The organism is Shewanella sp. DW31 (assembly GCF_015767295.1).
GTDB classification, from domain to species: domain Bacteria; phylum Pseudomonadota; class Gammaproteobacteria; order Enterobacterales; family Shewanellaceae; genus Shewanella; species Shewanella oncorhynchi.
Genome location: NZ_JADWMP020000001.1, coordinates 96,748 through 113,222 on the forward strand (window position 1 = coordinate 96,748; position 16,475 = coordinate 113,222).

Sequence of the window (16,475 nt, forward strand, 5' to 3'; positions counted from 1 at the left end):
ATTCCCCCTAACCTTTGGGCGAAAGTTGAGTTTCCAGCCACTTAAGGCCATCACTCATGTATTCGGGGGGATTGAAACTGTTTGCCTCATTTTCTGCGAGATGGAAGAGGCAATTGAAAGCAAAGTCTCCCTTCTTTAAATCTTGCACATAGTCATAAAGTGATTTCGACAACGATTCAGTGCCGCTTTCAAAATTAGTTTTTGCATCTTTGAGTTTTTTTATTTCCAGGAAGTAGTCATTCTCAAAATTTGCCAAAATCAAGGAATCTTCAAAAGTTCGAGATAAAATCTCTTGCCCAGAAATCAGGGTAGGCTTTTGATAGGCAACATAAAGCGGTGCACTTCCGCTTTTTATAGCATGCTCCGCTTGGGGTAAGGCTACCAAATCATCTAACTCTTCTTTCTTTGGATGCCATTTTTTCAAGGTGTCATTGTTGGTTTTTTGTTCTGAATCCTTTTGAGGAAAACATGACTTCCCTTCGCTATTAACAGAATCAAGATCTGTCAGCACTAGTGTTGCAACACCAAGTTTCTCAACTAAATCTCTGTATTTATGCGTGTGCGCTCCGTTCACTTCAAGCATTGAAATATATCTATTTGACAATCCCGGAAAACGATTAGAAATGAACTCTGGTACCAAAAGACGCTCGGCTTGCCCTTCAACAAATATAACGCCGTCAGCAAAGAAAATATCACAATGAGTAAGCTTCAAATGTTTCTTTACAAACAAAAGTTCATCTTTCGCCGCCGTAAAAAGCTCTGACATATTTGCAATTGAAGTATGGTCCATTGCGATGGATGTATTTGCATTATTTCGCCGGAAATAACGTAAATCTTTGAAGTCAATATCATCAATAATATGACTGGAGTGCGTGCTAATAACGAGCTGTGATTGGTATTCAGACTTATCTTTCTTAGTTTCCTTATCTCGTAAATCGATATGGTTTCGCAAAGTATCGTAAGCTTTCGATACGAATACTCGTTGGACTTGCGCGTGTAAATTGACTTCTGGCTCTTCGAGTAAAACTAAGTGAATCGGTTCAATCTGTTCTTCGACGTTGTCACCTGAAGAGGCCGATTTGCCGACGCGCATCCATTTGTCGCGAAACTCTAGAAGTCTGAAGGTTAAATATATAAGATTTTGGTACCCAAGCCCTAAGTAACTTTCGGGCAGAAATTCTTCATCTTCTTTATCAAATCGATAGCGAACTGATGATGATTTTTGCAAAGCATCCATACCACTCATTTTTGCAGCGATCTCAACTGTTGGATTACCACCAATACCTGGATACCCCATAGCCTTTAACTCATTGAAAGGGCTATTAAACTGTTTATTCAATCTGTCAGTAAAACCTTTCTCTAGCGCTTGCTGTTGCCCTAATACTTCGAGATCTTGCTCCTCAGGAAAATCTTCTGGATTTAAAATACGGTCGTAATATTCACGGAGTAATTTATTAAGCCGCTGCTTCTCTGAATAGGGGCCTTTTTGCTCAGTATTATCTTCAGCCCCTAAACCACGTTGCTCAGATATCACATCAACTCGAATTAACTTTTTTAGAGCATCAGATTTAACAGGCTGTAAAACTTCGACAACTGAAGGCCCCGCTCTTTTACTCAATATATAGTGCTTTGGTTTAATAAACTTACTGAGGTTTCGACCTTTCTCCAAAAAATCACATAAATCTTTAGGCCAAAGACTTACGCCTTTGTGCTTGAGTACTACATTCCGTGTATCAACAAACTCTCGAACAAGTTTGGAAATATCGATTGCTTCATAAGCTATTCGTACGCATATAGCTCCTCCACGCCATTCCAGATCAGGCAAAATGTCGCGAACCTTATAAGCCTCATTAGCCATCGCATTAATCTCAATGTCTAAACTCGGCAGTAAACTAGCTAAATCGACAGATAACACCTCCATTTCCTCGATAGAAGGAAATTTCTGCTCGACCTTTTCACCTAGCTTATTGATGACCTTCCAATTCAGCTTTGATATATCTCGTACTTTTAGATTGTCAGGACTTTTTAGGAATGTGTGCAGCGCTCCAATACAGGACGTTTTCCCACTATTATTAGCACCAACAAGAACTGTTGTTTTATCATCAAGGACCAACGTCACGTTGGCTAGCCGCCGATAATTTTTCAAAGCGAAAGAAGTTATTTTCATTTAATAAAACCTTAAAAAAGGAGGGACATATATCTCGAAAACATAACCATATGATTCTGAATATAAAAACTTTCTAGGGCGGCATACTTTCTTCAAAAAACGATGTCACAGAGTCCAGTACTCCTTCGGAATGCAGGACTTTGCGTAACAAAAGATCAGATAGGCACAATTTCATGCCTTAACAATCGACCAATAACTCCCGAGTCGAAGGAATACACCATCCCCTCGGAGTTGCCGCAGGGCGAATAGGCAAATTGCGTGAGTCTCGCCATGGATGGCGAGCTAGCTTTCGCAGGTGCAGGGACGCATCCTTCGGAAGCGATAGCAAATTTGCCAATGAGCACAAGGGGCTTTCAACTCCGTTGGGGGGCGGCAAGGGAGATCCAAGAGGGAATTGCTGTTGATCCCCTCTTGGTCGGGTGTGGGTTGAAGACCCACGACCTTGATTCACCTCGGCCGCTAGGCCGCATTAACTTAACGATCTCAACGCGAAACGATTAACCCATAACACTCAGTACAGTGCTACAAACACAGAGCCACAAGAAAATAAGTGCCAAAGCATATTCACCAATTTGCAGGAGGATTTGGGTATCTAAGAAAGAGAAAAGACACATCGTCCTGATGCAAGTGACTCGAATCGCGGGTACGCGATTAAAGCTCATCCTTGTTAAAAACCTAAGATAGCGACATAGCGTACACTTGTCTATAACTTTAGCATTACAAATTAGATAGTTAAGTGATGACTAATTTGTATATCAGCCTTGTTGGTACTGGCCAACAACTCCTTAGTCGAAGGAACACACCTTCCCCTGCGAAGTTGCTGAAGGGCGTTGAAGAAAATAGCGTGACGCAGACAGGACGTCTGTGTAGCTTTCGGGGGGAAGGGACGCCCCATCGGAAGCGTTAGCTATTTTCGAATAAGCACGAAGCCACTAATCAATGCATGTAACTTCGCTAGGGTGAGTGCTGCGTAGCAGCGCTTCGAACGAGAGCCAGGGATGGCGAACTGGCAGTTAGACATGGACGTTGTTCGGCAAGGGATTTCCAAAAGGGGAATAGGCGTTTTTTCCCTTTTGGTCGGGTGTGGGGTGAAGCCCCACGACTTTGATTCACCTCGGCCGCTAGGCCGTATTAACTCACTATTACATGCGACCTAATTTAGGCGCGCAAATAAGCCCCAATTGAGCTCATTGCTCAAGGGCTCAGCGCAAAGAGCACTGAGCAAAATTCAGGCATAACGTAACTGAGTTGAATCACAGTGCGAACATCACTGCAGAAGCCTGATAACACGGGTTTTACACTCTGATTTAGCTTGGTCAAAACTGCAACGATTAACCGCCTAAATTTGCATTTTCGGCCCTACATGCTAACGTGGCTAATGTAAATTTACATTCAGTGTTTATCAAAGCTATGTCGCAACAATCAATAAAAAGTCGATCGACAACAAGCTTATATCGGGCGATACCATGCAGCGCGGCTGATATTACACGGAAGCACAACTGAGGTTGAGATATGGAACCATCTAATACGTCACGCCGGACCTTTATTAAGCAATGTGTGATTGGCGGGGTTGCCGTATATTCGGCCCCTTTGTTGTGGGAAATGAGTCGCGCTAATGCGGCGATTGTCTCACCTGAACTGGCAGCCCAATGGCAAACTCAGGTTAATGGTCAATCCAAACCTAAGTTTCGTAATGACGGCATAGCTAAGGTCACAGGCCAAAAGGTCTATGGCCGTGATTACCGTGCTATGGACATGGAGGGCTGGCCCAAGCAGCAAGGTTACGCTTTTATACTTCGCGCTGCCGATGCCTCCCATGTTTATCAAGGCTTTTCCCTCGACCACCTGCCCGCGTCGGCTAAGCCCTATAAAGTGATCACCGCCGCCGATCTGGCCCGTGATAAAATCAAGCTGCCCGATTTTTACGGTGACAACATGTTACTGGCCGAAGGGCAAACCGCTGACTACTTAGGTCATGCGGTGGCGATATTGTTGTTCGACAGTTTCCCCGCCTTTAAGCAAGCTAAGTCCTTGCTGCAATTTGACCAAACCTTACTGCGCTTTGGTAAGCAAACGCCGTTTGTGTCGGACTCGAAAGACCCGTACGCCAGCTGGCGCCTTATTCGAGTGGAAGGTGAAAATGGCGCACGGGAAGATTTATATAGCCCGCTCCACGATGGGCTGTTTTTCCCTAGCGTAAAAGATCGCAAGCCTGAATGGTTAGGCAATCCGAATGCCAAAGGGACTGTGTCTGAGCGCGGGCTTTATTATGCGGGCGAGATAGATAAGCAGATTGCTAGTGCCCAAGCCAATCAACAATGGCAAGTGTTAGAGCGGGAATATCGCACCCAGATCATCGATCCTATGATGATGGAACCCGAAGCCTTTAACGGCTGGTATGACGCGGCTAGCCAAACCTTTCATACTGTGATTACCTCGCAGTCGCCGCAGGACTTTCAAGAGATGGCAGTGCACATGCTGTTATCTAGCCCACTGGCAGGCAAGGTAAAACATCTTGTGGTGCACTCGCCTTATATCGGCGGTGGATTTGGCGCGAAAGACCATTCGATATTTCCCTATTACGGCGTGATCGCGGCCGTTTATGCCAAAGGGCCAATCCGACTCGCCAATGACAGATTCGAGCAATTCCAGTCTGGCCTTAAGCGTCATCCGTTCATCATGAAAAGCCGCTTAGCGGTGGATAAATCGACCTTAAAAATCCAAGCCTTAACTTCGCAGATGACAGTCGATGGCGGCGGACGAGTCAACTTTACCCCGTCTGTCACTTCGGTTGGCGCAACAGCGATGCAAAGCATTTATTACACACCGCGCAACGATATTATCGCCACCGCCTATGCGTCGCGTAACCCAGATGCGGGCTCGATGCGCGGTTATGGCACGCTGCAATCGATGACGGCGATGGAATGCATGATCCACGAGATCGCCGACGAGTTAAAGGTTGATCCCTTTAAACTGCGCGCCGCCAACGTGATGGAGTCTGGCCAGCGCAATACTCAAGGTGCGATTCCTAACGGCACTTTACGTTACCGCGAAATGCTCGACATGGCAGAGCAAGCTCCCGTGTGGCAAAACCGCGCGGTGAATAAAAAGGACTATGAGGCCAAACATCCGGGGATGCGTTACGGCGTCGGTTTTGGTATCGCCACCAAAGATTATGGTACGGGCGCCGCGGCGCCAAGTGCGGCGGTTCGCCTAGCTAAAGACGGAAAAATCACCCTAGAAATCGGCTTTATCGAAATGGGCACAGGCACGCAAACCTCCCAAGCTGTGGTGGTCAGCGATGCCCTCGGCAACTTTGCCGATGAGGTAAAACTCGCCGAAGTGGATATTTGGGATGCGATGCAATTAGTGCAAACCGATAATCCTTATATTATTTCGCAGCAACGCCAAGATGAAATGGCGGCCAATCCACGCTGGACACCGGTTAAAGCCATGGCCTCGTCGGCGTCTATGTCGGCCTATTATCAAAGCCATGTCACCCGCATCGCCGCCGATATTATCTACCGTCACGGCCTGTGGCCTGCAGCGGTATCGATTTGGAACGAGTTGTATTTTAACACGCCAATGGGTTCGACTAATTTGCATAACGCCCGCGATGGCCGCTGGGTCGATGGCAAGCTAACCGCCTTGGGTTTTCCGCCATTGTCGCTGGATATTCTCGCTAAACGCGCCCACGATATGGGTTTAGTCGTCGGCGTGATGGGCCATGCCTTTAATCGCTGGGCTTGGGCCGAAGCCGATTTCGACATTCTTGGCACTAAAGAGCGTTTAGCACTCGATGCGCTGGCGCTGCAATACGGCGAAGGGAACGCAACGTTTGCGACCACTTCCGACACGACTATGAGTATCAAAGCGCGCCAAGCCAGCATGAAGTCTAATGGCTATCACTTGATCGATCGTCAAGCCATGAGTTATCCCAAGGCCGAACTGAACAATGCCATGGTGACTTACTACGCCCCCTGCGCCACTTTGGTTGAAGTGGCCGTTAACGAAGGCAATGGCGAAGTCACGCTACTGAGTTCTCATACTTGGTTAGAAGCGGGCAAAGTGATTGTTAAAGAATTAGTCGAAGGGCAAATTCAAGGTGGTCTTGCGATGGGGATTGGCCATGCACTGCATGAAGGCTTACCGCAATTTGAAGCCGGCGCTGGCAATGGTACCTGGAACCTCAATCGCTATCAGGTGCCGTTAGCGCGGCATGTGGGCGTGTGGGATCAACGTCATACCATATTGCCGCAGTTATCTGATAACGATCCCAGCCGTGGTATCGCCGAAGTGGTGATGATCCCTGTGGTCGCGGCGCTGATTGAAGCCGTGTATCAAGCAACCCATGTCCGCTTTTACGATTTACCTATGACAGCGAAAAAAATTAAGGAGGCCATGGCATGAGCCAGTCTATTAAACTGACCATTAATAACCAAGCCGTAGGCCCGATTGAAGTCGCCGATGGTGTGATGATGATTGAGTTTCTACACGAATACTTAAACCTCACTGGCACTAAGTTTGGTTGCGGCGCGGGCGTATGCCACGCCTGTACAGTGATCGTCGACGACGAGCAAGGCATGAGCGAAGTGGTGCGTACCTGCATCAATGGTGTAGAGCGTTTTAATGGTAAACGCGTCCGCACTGTCGAAGGTCATGCTAGACAAAACTCCCTTGGCGAAATCACCGCCCTGAGCCCAGTGCAAGAAGCTTTTTTAGAGCACTTCTCGTTTCAATGTGGTTGGTGTACCTCGGGCTTTGTCAACGAATCGACTGCACTGCTTGAGCGATTAGAGCGACAACCTATCGCTAAAGATCAAGTTGAAAAAGTCGTTGAAGATGCCTTGAGTGAACACGTATGCCGCTGTACTGGCTACGTAAAATACTATGCGGCGGTCAAAGATCTGATCCTCAAAACTAAGGGGCTAACCCTGTGATGACATCAGCCAATCTGCGCTATTTCCAGCGCAATTTCTCGTACATTAGTAGGATAAAAAATCTGTTGAGCCACAATCTACTCCTGAGTTTAGGGCTAGGTTTGCTCGCCTGTTCCAGCAGTGTTGCCGATGAAGGCGGCAATACGAATAACGACATCGCACGCGGCGCGTATCTGATGAAGATAGGCGACTGTGTGGCCTGCCATACTGCGGTCGGCGGGCGCGAACTCGCGGGCGGTTTGCCGTTCGAAACCCCCTTTGGCGCTGTGTACTCGACCAATATCACCTCAGACAAAGAAACCGGTATTGGCAAATACAGTTACGAGGAGTTTTTTGATGCCATGCACCACGGTGTTGGCGTCAACGGCAACCTCTATCCTGCTATGCCTTACACTTCCTACAGTTTGCTCACGGACGCAGACACTCAGGCGATTTATGCCTATCTGATGAGTACTAAACCTATCAAGCAAGCTAATCGCGACAATGATGTTTACTTTCCGTTTAACCTGCGTTTTGGCCTAAAAGCTTGGAACTTAGTCGCACACGATGCTAAGGAATTTACCCCGAGCAAGGAAAAAAGCGAACATTGGAACCGCGGCAATTACTTAGTCAATGCCCTTGGGCACTGCGGTGAATGCCACACCCCAAGAGACACGCTGTTTGCCATGGAGCAGGACAAGCACTTTGAGGGCGCGATTATCGAAGGCTTAGAAGCATCGGACATTAGACCCGCCGAGCTTAACAGGCAAAACTGGACCCATGAGGATCTTAAGTCGCTGTTTACCGAAGGCTATTCCCGCAAAGGCACCGTCTTTGGCGGCATGTATCCCGTGGTGTATCACAGCTTTAGCCACTTAACCGATGATGATATGCGCGCGGTAAGCAGTTATCTGCTCGATAACGACGAAGATATTAAACCACAAGCGCTTACCTTTAACGGCCATAAACCTGAACTGCCAGGCTATACGCTCTACAAAGGTTACTGCGCCGGTTGCCATGGTCAAAATGGTGAAGGTCGCCCCAACGTCGCCCCCGCGATGGCTGGTAACGCCACCTTAGATAAGGCCAGTCCACACAATATCGTCGCCGTGATGCTAAAAGGCATTAAGAGCCAGCATTACAACCTCACCACCAGCTTTTATGCCATGCCGGGATATACTGATGAGTTAAACGACGAGCAGATTAAAGACTTAGCCAATTACCTAAGACTCACCTGGAGCACACAAGCTGGTAATCTCGATGTAAAAACCATCCAAAGCTTAAAAGAAGTGATCCTCGAGCACGACTAACCCACATAGGTATGTGGGAGATTTAAAATAAAAGCCGACTCTAGAGTCGGCTTTTGCTTGAATGATTTAGAGCGCGAGAATCAGTCACTCATCGACTTAATCAAAGTAAGCGGAATTAGAGTAAGCGGAGCTTCACTCCCACTTAGCCACGTAGTCGAGTATCAAAGAAGGCTAAGCTGCGCGCCCAAGCGAGTTCGGCGGTGGCTTTATCGTATCGTCCTGTAGAGTCGTTATGAAAACCGTGATTCACATTAGGGTAAAGATAAGCAACATAATCGGCTTTGTTGGCTTTTAGCTGGGTTTCGTACTCGGCCCAAGTGTCGTTTATCCGCTGATCGACCCCAGCAAATTGCAACATAAGTGGCCCCTTTACTCGGCTACGCAGTTCCGCAGCGGCTGGCGTGCCATAGAAAGGTACGCCTGCATTAAGCTCATCAGGAATCGTCGCGGCCAGCATATTGACGATATAGCCGCCAAAGCAAAAACCTACGGCACCGAGTTTGCCATTGCTCTGAGGATGGGATTTTAAAAACTGCGCGGCGGCAATAAAGTCTTGCTCGATTTTGGCTCTGTCTAAACTGCTTTGCATGGCGCGGCCCGCATCATCATTGCCCGGATAACCACCAAGGGAATAAAGTGCATCGGGGGCGAAGGCGATATAACCCTGCGCCGCTAATCGGCGAGCCACATCTTCGATATAGGGATTAAGGCCACGATTCTCGTGCACCACTAATACCACTGCGGCTTTTTTACTGAGATCTAAGGTTTTCGGCTCACCTGCGGCACTGCCCGCGAGCAATAACTCATCGGGCATGACTAAGTAGCCGCGCCCTTCACCGTAACCATTTGGCGAGGGAAACTTAACATAGCTGGCTTGAATACTGGGATCGTTAAAGGAGACTTGCTCGGCGAGGGCATAGTTCGGCAAGAGTGCGCTCGTGAGCATCGTCATGGTGAAACCTAGCGCCACCAGCCCTGCAAGCCGCCCCATAAACTCACGGCGATCGATAATGCCATGGGCATATTCGTCATACCAGTCAAAGGCTTCCTGCGGTATCGGTTGTACTTTCTGGGCATGTATCTGGCTTATTTCGGCTAAGGCTTGCTTGTCTTGTTGTGTCATCGTTATTCCTCCATTGAACAAGCTAACCACAGGTAACACGTCTTCCCTAGCTTGTGGGTGTTAAGATTTAACTCAAGAGTAAAGTAAGAATCGCACTTAGGGCAACTGACTTTAACGTTTGCCGTTTGGTAAGTTTGTTTTGAAATAGCACACGATCTGCACAAACGGCTGTCGGTTAGGGCAAGGCTAGCTTAAAATAGCGATTTAGATTCTAGAGGGCCTAGCGTGATACAACATAGAGCTAGCCAGATGGTGATATTTCACACTCTGGTGACCAGTGGTAGTTTTACCCAAGCGGCGGCCAAGTTAAAAACCTCGACTTCCTATGTCAGCAAACAGCTTGGCGCACTGGAAGCCGAGCTGAACTTGCTGTTAGTCCAGCGGACCACTCGCACCTTAGTGCTAACCGACGCGGGCCAACAGTTTGCCCATTACTGTGAGCAAGTGTTTGAAGCGACGCAAAATGCCGATGCGATTATGCTGGATGCCCGCGATGACATTAGCGGTACGATTCGCCTCGGTTCCTCCCAATCCTTTGGCACCTTACACATTATCCCCGCGCTGGAAGTGTTGCAGCAAAAGTACCCCGAATTGCGATTTGAGCTAAGCCTGTTCGACCATAAAGCCGACATGCTAGAAGAAGGCCTCGATCTGTGGATCACTAACCATGAACAGTTGAACGAAGGTTATATCGCCCAGCACCTTGCCGAGACTAACTTTGTGGTGGTCGCCTCCCCCGATTATTTACTCAAGCATGGCGTGCCTCACCATCCACAGGCGTTAGCGCAACATAATTGCGTTATCTATCAAAGCAAGAGCCGTAATTATGATCGCTGGAGTTTTGCTAAGGATGACCTAGAACAAACCGTGCATGTGGCGGGAAATTACCGTGTCGATTTAGCCGAAGCCGTGCGCAATGCCGTGATTGCAGGGCGCGGCATAGGCTATGTGGCCACGTATTTACTCAGTGATGAGTTTCAAAGCGGAAAACTGATCCAACTCTTACCCGATTGGAAACCACTGCAACAGATGCCCGTTTATGTGGTTTACCCAAGGCGGCGCCATTTACCGACTAAGTACAAGGTGATTATCGAATGTTTAAAGTCCCATATCGGCCACCCGCCCTACTGGGATAAAAAGCTCAAACCTTGGTTAGGTAAGACAGTCATTTAAACTGCAGTCACTTAAGCTGCATTTCAAACCAGCACTGACTACGACACCAGCCTAAAGTCGTCTGTGGCGTGATTTCGATTATTGCCACAGGCACAAATATTATTTCCTCTGGGCAACAGTAGCTAAAATAGCTTTTATTCTCCTGCATAAACAGCAACTTAAACTGTTGCTATTTTCGACTATTTTATCGTAACAGCCCAGTAACGCCCTCGACTTGCCCTTACTGCGACTCGGCCTACAATGCGCGGCTTCTTCCTTAACTCAAAAGAATAACCCCTTATGACCGCGATATTAGGCATGATTAGCATCTTGTTTTTTGCTTGGTTACTGTCAGTGAACCGCAAGAACATTCCCTACCGCACTGTGATTTTAGCCCTAGGCTTACAAATTATATTTGCCCTGTTAGTGCTCTACGTCCCCGCCGGTAAGGCCGTATTGCAGTCTGTTACGGCGGGTGTTTCGAGCGTGATAGCCTATGGCAACGAAGGGATTGGCTTCCTGTTTGGCGATCTCGCCACGGGTAAAGTCGGCTTCGTATTTGCGATCAATGTGTTAGGTATCATCATCTTTTTCTCGGCACTGATTTCAGCCTTATACCATATTGGGTTAATGCCTAAGGTGATCAACATTATTGGTGGTGGTCTGCAGCGTTTACTGGGCACGGGCCGCGCCGAGTCTTTATCTGCCACGGCGAACATCTTCGTCGGCATGATTGAAGCGCCGCTGGTAATTAAACCCTACTTAAAGCACATGAGCGATTCGCAATTCTTCGCGGTCATGAGCTGTGGTTTAGCCTCAGTCGCGGGTGGTACTTTAGTCGGATATGCCGCTTTAGGTGTCGATCTTAACTATTTGATCGCCGCCGCCTTTATGTCGGCACCCGCGGGTCTGTTGATGGCTAAAATCCTCATGCCGCCTAGCGACAATGACAAAAATAGTGCCGATGAAATCACCTCTGTCGAATTGCCACGCGCCACCAATGTGGTTGAAGCCTTAGCCGATGGCGCTATGTCTGGCATGCGGATTTCTGTGGGGATTGGTGCCACTCTGCTAGCTTTTGTCAGCGTTATCGCCCTACTGAATGGCATGTTAGGCGCTGTGGGCGAATGGTTCGGTTACCAGTTAAGCTTCGAATTTTTACTCGGTTATCTGTTCGCCCCTATGGCGTGGCTGCTGGGTATTCCTTGGCATGAGGCCATTACTGCAGGCTCACTTATTGGCCAAAAAATCGTAGTGAATGAATTTGTAGCCTTCATCCAGTTAATGAAAGTCGAAGACCAACTGAGCGCCCATTCTCAGGCCGTTGTGACTTTTGCCCTGTGTGGTTTTGCGAACATTTCAACCATGGCGATTTTGATCGGTGGGCTGGGTAGCATGGTGCCAGAGCGCCGCGAATTTATCGCCCGTAATGGTTTTCGCGCCATTGCCGCTGGCGTATTCGCTAACCTCATGAGTGCGGCAATTGCCAGCGTGATCCTCTCGCTGTAATCCATCAGCTTGGGCTTTTTTAAGCACTCATCTCACCATTGAGTTAACCACTAAGTTAGCCACTCTCGCGCAGCAAAACCGCGATCAACACAAACCCAAATCAAGCAAGCTTGGTTTGGGTTTTCTTTTATGCCTCAGATATTTTTTGTGTATAATGTCGCCAGAAAAAGATTAATGAGTTTACATTTCAATAACATGCGTAGCCAAAGGAGTACGAATGGCCATAGTGAAATACAAGGCAGTTAACGCCGCAATCGGTATAACAGCACTAGGCATAGCCTTAGTGCTCGCCGGCTGCGATAACTCAACGTCCCCCTCCAATTCAGTTAATACCAACATACCCACAGAGCGTGAATATCAGATTATCTCCACCATAAACCTCAATGATGGCTTTGAAACCCGCAAAGTGCTGCAGGCACGACTGCTGCTGGATTACCAATTACAGAATGCAGAGGGTAAGGCGACCAGCTTAACAACGCCGTTAACCCATAACGCCCGTTTTTTTATCCAACCTAATATGGTGCAAATTAGCGATTATGGTATGCCGATTCCGGTGAGTAATATCGACCCTAAAGGTAATTCCAATGAAATATTTCAGTTGGTTAAAGATGGCTTTAATGTGGAATTTAACAATGGTGAAGTCCACCAACTGACTCCCATTGCCAAGATGGATCAAAAAGATATCAAGGAATTATTTGACCACTGGGTGAATCTTAATAACTTGTTTAAACAAGCTCCATCCTTGCCTGTAGCGCTTGAGCCTAGGGTCGGTTATAGCATCAGCGCCCCCATGGATGCACGCCTAACTTGGACAGTTGAGCAAGTGACCGAAGATAAGTTATTTGCAGTAGTACAAGGTGAGAAAGACAACTTTAAGGCCTATGGCAAGTTCGAGCTTAACCGCAAAACCGGCTGGTTAGAGAGCATGGCGTTTTTTCAACAGGAAGAGAGCAAAGGCAGTACCCTTACCCGCCGCATCGCCATGGCGCCCAAGGATAGCCCTTATATCATGAACATGCTTTGGCATGCCGACGCTAACTACGATGCCGAGCGTGATATAGATGATCTGCAAAAAGAGCTGTACTCCATCAGCGATGTTCCTCGGGAATATAAAGCCCATGATAAGGACTTTATAAAATCCTTATTACCTGATCAACAAGGTATTCTTGATAATATTGGCCCATGGGGCGCTGACACTCCAGAAGTGCTGCAATTGCGCTTTGTGCATAATATAAGCCCGCGATATGTGGTTGCTAATGTGCATTATGAAGACTTAGCCGCCTTTGATGCCAGTGGAAATCCGATAGACATTCACTTCTGGCAGCACAGCAGAGGTGTGGCGATGAATTTCAACCGCTCGATTGAGTCTTCGGTGGATCTTATCGCCACAGGCTGGGACAACACCGCCAATAAACTCAAACAGATAGATCATATCACCGCCAAGCTAACCCTTATCCCCGAAAGCAATAAGATAGTCGAAAAGTCGTGGGATGAACTGGTCGCGAATCCTTACGCCTTCGGCGATGCGAGCCTCACCATTCAGGTGCTCGACGCCGAGGCAAAGCTATTTAAAGTCGTAACAAAGCAGAGTAACACTCAAAACATTAACCTTCCTTTTCAGCAATTTAAAGGAAAGATGGCCGAAGCCCGTCGCGATGGTGATTATCCCCAATGGTTAACAGTGACGGATAAGGAACTGCTGGGGGAATTAATCGGTGTCGATGATCCTCATCACCTTAGCACCCGCGCCCTGTTACTTAAGCTAGATGAGATCCCTAAAACCGTTGTAATCGTAGAGAACCAGCCACAGCCGGAGTTAAGCCAAACCAAGAACATCCGCTTTGTGACCTTTACCGACTACAACCAAAATCTGGCCAATCCCTTAAGCGAGTTTGGCGATTCGAGCCTCAATAACTTCCTCTATCAAGATCTTGAGCCATCAAACGCCGAAATCAGTGCGATCCAAGGGATAAAACCTGAGACTGAAAATGGCCATAATCTGTATATTCCTATGTCAGCCGCATTAGCGAGTGCCTGTAAACCTGAAATAGAACAAGGTTTTAAAGAGGGGAAACACGAAGTCACTTGGCTGTTTGAGCATAATGCCCCAAACGGACCAGCCTATACCCTGATGACGCCCGACCGCGAGCGGCAGTTTTTCTACGATAAACACATCCAAGGAAAAATCCATTGCCAAGGTGATATCAGTTGGCAACCCTTAGAGCAGGCCGCGAATCCACGTCCTTGGTTAATCGATTTACAAGCTTGGCTAACAAAAACCGGTTATGGTGACGAGCCGAGTAAAGATCTTAAGAACTACTTTAAAGTCCAGGATGCCCAAGGCAAATCCCTAACGATTCGACTGCCCGAAACCACCGAACTGCGGATTAAAGAGGCGCTGGTCGATGGCCGCTATTTGAGTGTTGCGGGCCCTGCCGCTAAGGTGAGTTATATGACTCTCTCTCAAAACCCCGTCGACATCCCCTATGAATTCGCCTTTAAGCCTTTGCCATAAGGAGCAGTTATGCGTCTATTTATATTAAAACTGCTCCTTGGAGCATTCGTACTTATCAGTGCTAATGCCAGTGCAGACAGTGTGTTACTCGATGCCCATTGGAAGGTTGTCAAAGATGAAAAACAGGCTCAATACTATCTAAAAAAATCGACCGAAGTTATCGACGGAAATTATAAGGCTGAAGTTTATTACAAAAATAACGATATGCTTTTCTGCGCCAGTGCCCTCGCCGATAACAAAATCGGTAAAACACTCACCAGCGAACAATTCCGCGGTGCTTATCAATGTTACTTTGAGGATGGCAAGCCGTACGAGCAAGGCTTTCGCAATGGGCAAGGTCAACTTCATGGCTTGCTAAAAAAATACATTGCCACCGGCCAATTGTATGTTGAATCGCACTATGAAAATGGTGTGAAGCAAGGCCTAGAAACTGCTTATTGGAATGGCGGCAATATCCGTTACAAAGTGAACTTTCAAAAAGGCAAAGAAGTCGGCATCAGCGAACATTTTAGTCCTGAGGGCGAAGTTACCGCAAAAATCTGCAATGACCCGACCTGTGTGAGCCAATATTTTAATCTTGGCAAACTCAACCGCGAAACACATCGCGTTGATGGCCTATTGCATGGCACTGAGACAACTTGGGGCCTGAATGGGCAAGTCATCTCGACCCAAGAGTTCGTTAAAGACAAAAGGCAAGGTGACTATTTTGAATATTTTGACAATGGCAAAGTCGAGCGTCACTACCAATATCAAGCTGACTATCAGGTCGGTGAGCAACTGACTTATTATGAAAATGGTCAGATCAAATTAAAGGAAGTGACCAACGATAAAGGGGATGCCCTCCAATCCATCGAATACGATGAGCAAGGGCAAATAAAAAAAACCACCGACAGCAAATACCAAGGTAATCGCTGGGTTTATCGTAAGCAGCAGCGCTTTAGCAAGGGCCAACTGATTGAGAGCACAGAAAACGACATACTCAAAAACTGGTCACTCAGCGAAGACTACCAGCAAGGCGAGTTAGTGAGTCGCAGCGAGGAACTCGATAAAAAATTGACTGGCTTACATATTAAATCCTTCGACCAAACTGATGTAAACACCGTTTCCCGCGAGTATTTTAACGAGGGCAAGCGTGAAGGCCCCTATGAAATGGTGAAAATCGACCATAAAACCGGTAAGCGTTGGGTGGCCGAGCAAGGTCAATATTCCAATGACAAGCCCTCAGGCAAATGGAAGAAGCAGCAAGAGGATACCAGCCTCACCTTTAGCTATGATGCCCAAGGCGAGCTCGATGGTGAATTCCGTAATGAGACAAGTTCAGGGCAATTACTTGAATTAATAAACTTTAACCATGGCAAACCCGAAGGATTAGTACAACGCTACGCCACTAACGGCCAATTGTATGAAAAGGGCGAATACCGCAATGGGCAGCAGGATGGCGACTGGGTGTACACCCATGGTGAGTTCGGTTTTAACCCAAGGCCAAATCCTGAGAGACACTATTGGTACGGCCGCTTCGACCAAGGTAAACAAGTCGGCCACTGGGAACTGCGTAATACCGAAGACTATGTGCTTGAAATAGCTAATTATGACGAGCAGGGCAGGCTTCATGGTAAACAATACGAATTTAGGGATAATGGCTGGATAGAAGTGATCAATAGCTTCCATCATGGCGAGTTTTTAAATCGGGAAATACCGCCGCCGGTGATTACCTCGGACCATGTTTTCCCTATTTTTTAGCCTAAGCATATTCGCTTAATCGATTAACTTAACCCTTGGC

At 47.4% G+C, this 16,475-nt stretch carries 9 protein-coding genes; 7 read left to right on the forward strand and 2 right to left on the reverse strand.

Annotated elements, in window-relative coordinates:
* Positions 1-7: 7 nt before the first annotated feature.
* A complete protein-coding gene (locus GWI56_RS00420) occupies positions 8-2,167 on the reverse strand; it encodes an AAA family ATPase (protein ID WP_198571824.1) in 2,160 nt (719 codons plus the stop codon).
* A gap of 1,512 nt (positions 2,168-3,679) precedes the next feature.
* On the opposite strand from GWI56_RS00420, the gene GWI56_RS00425 reads away from it, so the two are divergent.
* From GWI56_RS00425 to GWI56_RS00435, 3 genes are read left to right on the forward strand one after another with little or no spacing between them, the layout of a single operon-like run.
* Entirely contained in the window at positions 3,680-6,577 is a 2,898-nt protein-coding gene (locus tag GWI56_RS00425; RefSeq protein ID WP_198571825.1) for a molybdopterin cofactor-binding domain-containing protein, read from the forward strand.
* On the forward strand, positions 6,574-7,107 hold the full coding sequence (locus GWI56_RS00430) for a 2Fe-2S iron-sulfur cluster-binding protein (RefSeq protein WP_006082848.1): 534 nt from the start codon (positions 6,574-6,576) through the stop codon (positions 7,105-7,107). The genes GWI56_RS00425 and GWI56_RS00430 overlap by 4 nt, the downstream gene beginning before the upstream one ends.
* Positions 7,107-8,396 carry a cytochrome c gene (locus GWI56_RS00435; protein ID WP_198572022.1) on the forward strand — a complete coding sequence of 430 codons (1,290 nt, stop codon included), beginning with the start codon at positions 7,107-7,109 and terminating at the stop codon, positions 8,394-8,396. The genes GWI56_RS00430 and GWI56_RS00435 overlap by 1 nt, the downstream gene beginning before the upstream one ends.
* A gap of 142 nt (positions 8,397-8,538) precedes the next feature.
* On the opposite strand, the gene GWI56_RS00440 is transcribed toward GWI56_RS00435, so the two are convergent.
* On the reverse strand, positions 8,539-9,519 hold the full coding sequence (locus GWI56_RS00440; RefSeq protein WP_198571826.1) for a dienelactone hydrolase family protein: 981 nt from the start codon (positions 9,517-9,519) through the stop codon (positions 8,539-8,541).
* Between the two features lie 225 nt (positions 9,520-9,744).
* Here GWI56_RS00440 and GWI56_RS00445 point away from each other — a divergent pair, with 225 nt between their 5' ends.
* From GWI56_RS00445 to GWI56_RS00460, 4 genes are all read left to right on the forward strand, one after another.
* Entirely contained in the window at positions 9,745-10,692 is a 948-nt protein-coding gene (locus GWI56_RS00445; protein WP_105251604.1) for a LysR family transcriptional regulator, read from the forward strand.
* 279 nt (positions 10,693-10,971) lie between these two features.
* Positions 10,972-12,180: a NupC/NupG family nucleoside CNT transporter gene (locus GWI56_RS00450; RefSeq protein WP_105251603.1), complete on the forward strand. Its 1,209-nt coding sequence runs from the start codon at positions 10,972-10,974 to the stop codon at positions 12,178-12,180.
* Positions 12,181-12,397: 217 nt separating this feature from the next.
* A complete protein-coding gene (locus tag GWI56_RS00455) occupies positions 12,398-14,695 on the forward strand; it encodes a hypothetical protein (RefSeq protein WP_198571827.1) in 2,298 nt (765 codons plus the stop codon).
* Positions 14,696-14,704: 9 nt separating this feature from the next.
* Positions 14,705-16,435, forward strand: a complete 1,731-nt coding sequence (locus GWI56_RS00460; protein WP_198571828.1) for a hypothetical protein — start codon at positions 14,705-14,707, stop codon at positions 16,433-16,435.
* Positions 16,436-16,475 lie beyond the last annotated feature (40 nt).

Excerpts from the sequence above, each read along its gene's own strand:
- GWI56_RS00425 (WP_198571825.1), top strand. The coding sequence starts at position 3,680 with ATGGAACCATCTAATACGTCACGCCGGACCTTTATTAAGCAATGTGTG.
- GWI56_RS00460 (WP_198571828.1), top strand. The coding sequence starts at position 14,705 with ATGCGTCTATTTATATTAAAACTGCTCCTTGGAGCATTCGTACTTATC.
- GWI56_RS00430 (WP_006082848.1), top strand. The coding sequence starts at position 6,574 with ATGAGCCAGTCTATTAAACTGACCATTAATAACCAAGCCGTAGGCCCG.
- GWI56_RS00455 (WP_198571827.1), top strand. The coding sequence starts at position 12,398 with ATGGCCATAGTGAAATACAAGGCAGTTAACGCCGCAATCGGTATAACA.
- GWI56_RS00450 (WP_105251603.1), top strand. The coding sequence starts at position 10,972 with ATGACCGCGATATTAGGCATGATTAGCATCTTGTTTTTTGCTTGGTTA.
- GWI56_RS00435 (WP_198572022.1), top strand. The coding sequence starts at position 7,107 with ATGACATCAGCCAATCTGCGCTATTTCCAGCGCAATTTCTCGTACATT.
- GWI56_RS00420 (WP_198571824.1), bottom strand. The coding sequence starts at position 2,167 with ATGAAAATAACTTCTTTCGCTTTGAAAAATTATCGGCGGCTAGCCAAC.
- GWI56_RS00440 (WP_198571826.1), bottom strand. The coding sequence starts at position 9,519 with ATGACACAACAAGACAAGCAAGCCTTAGCCGAAATAAGCCAGATACAT.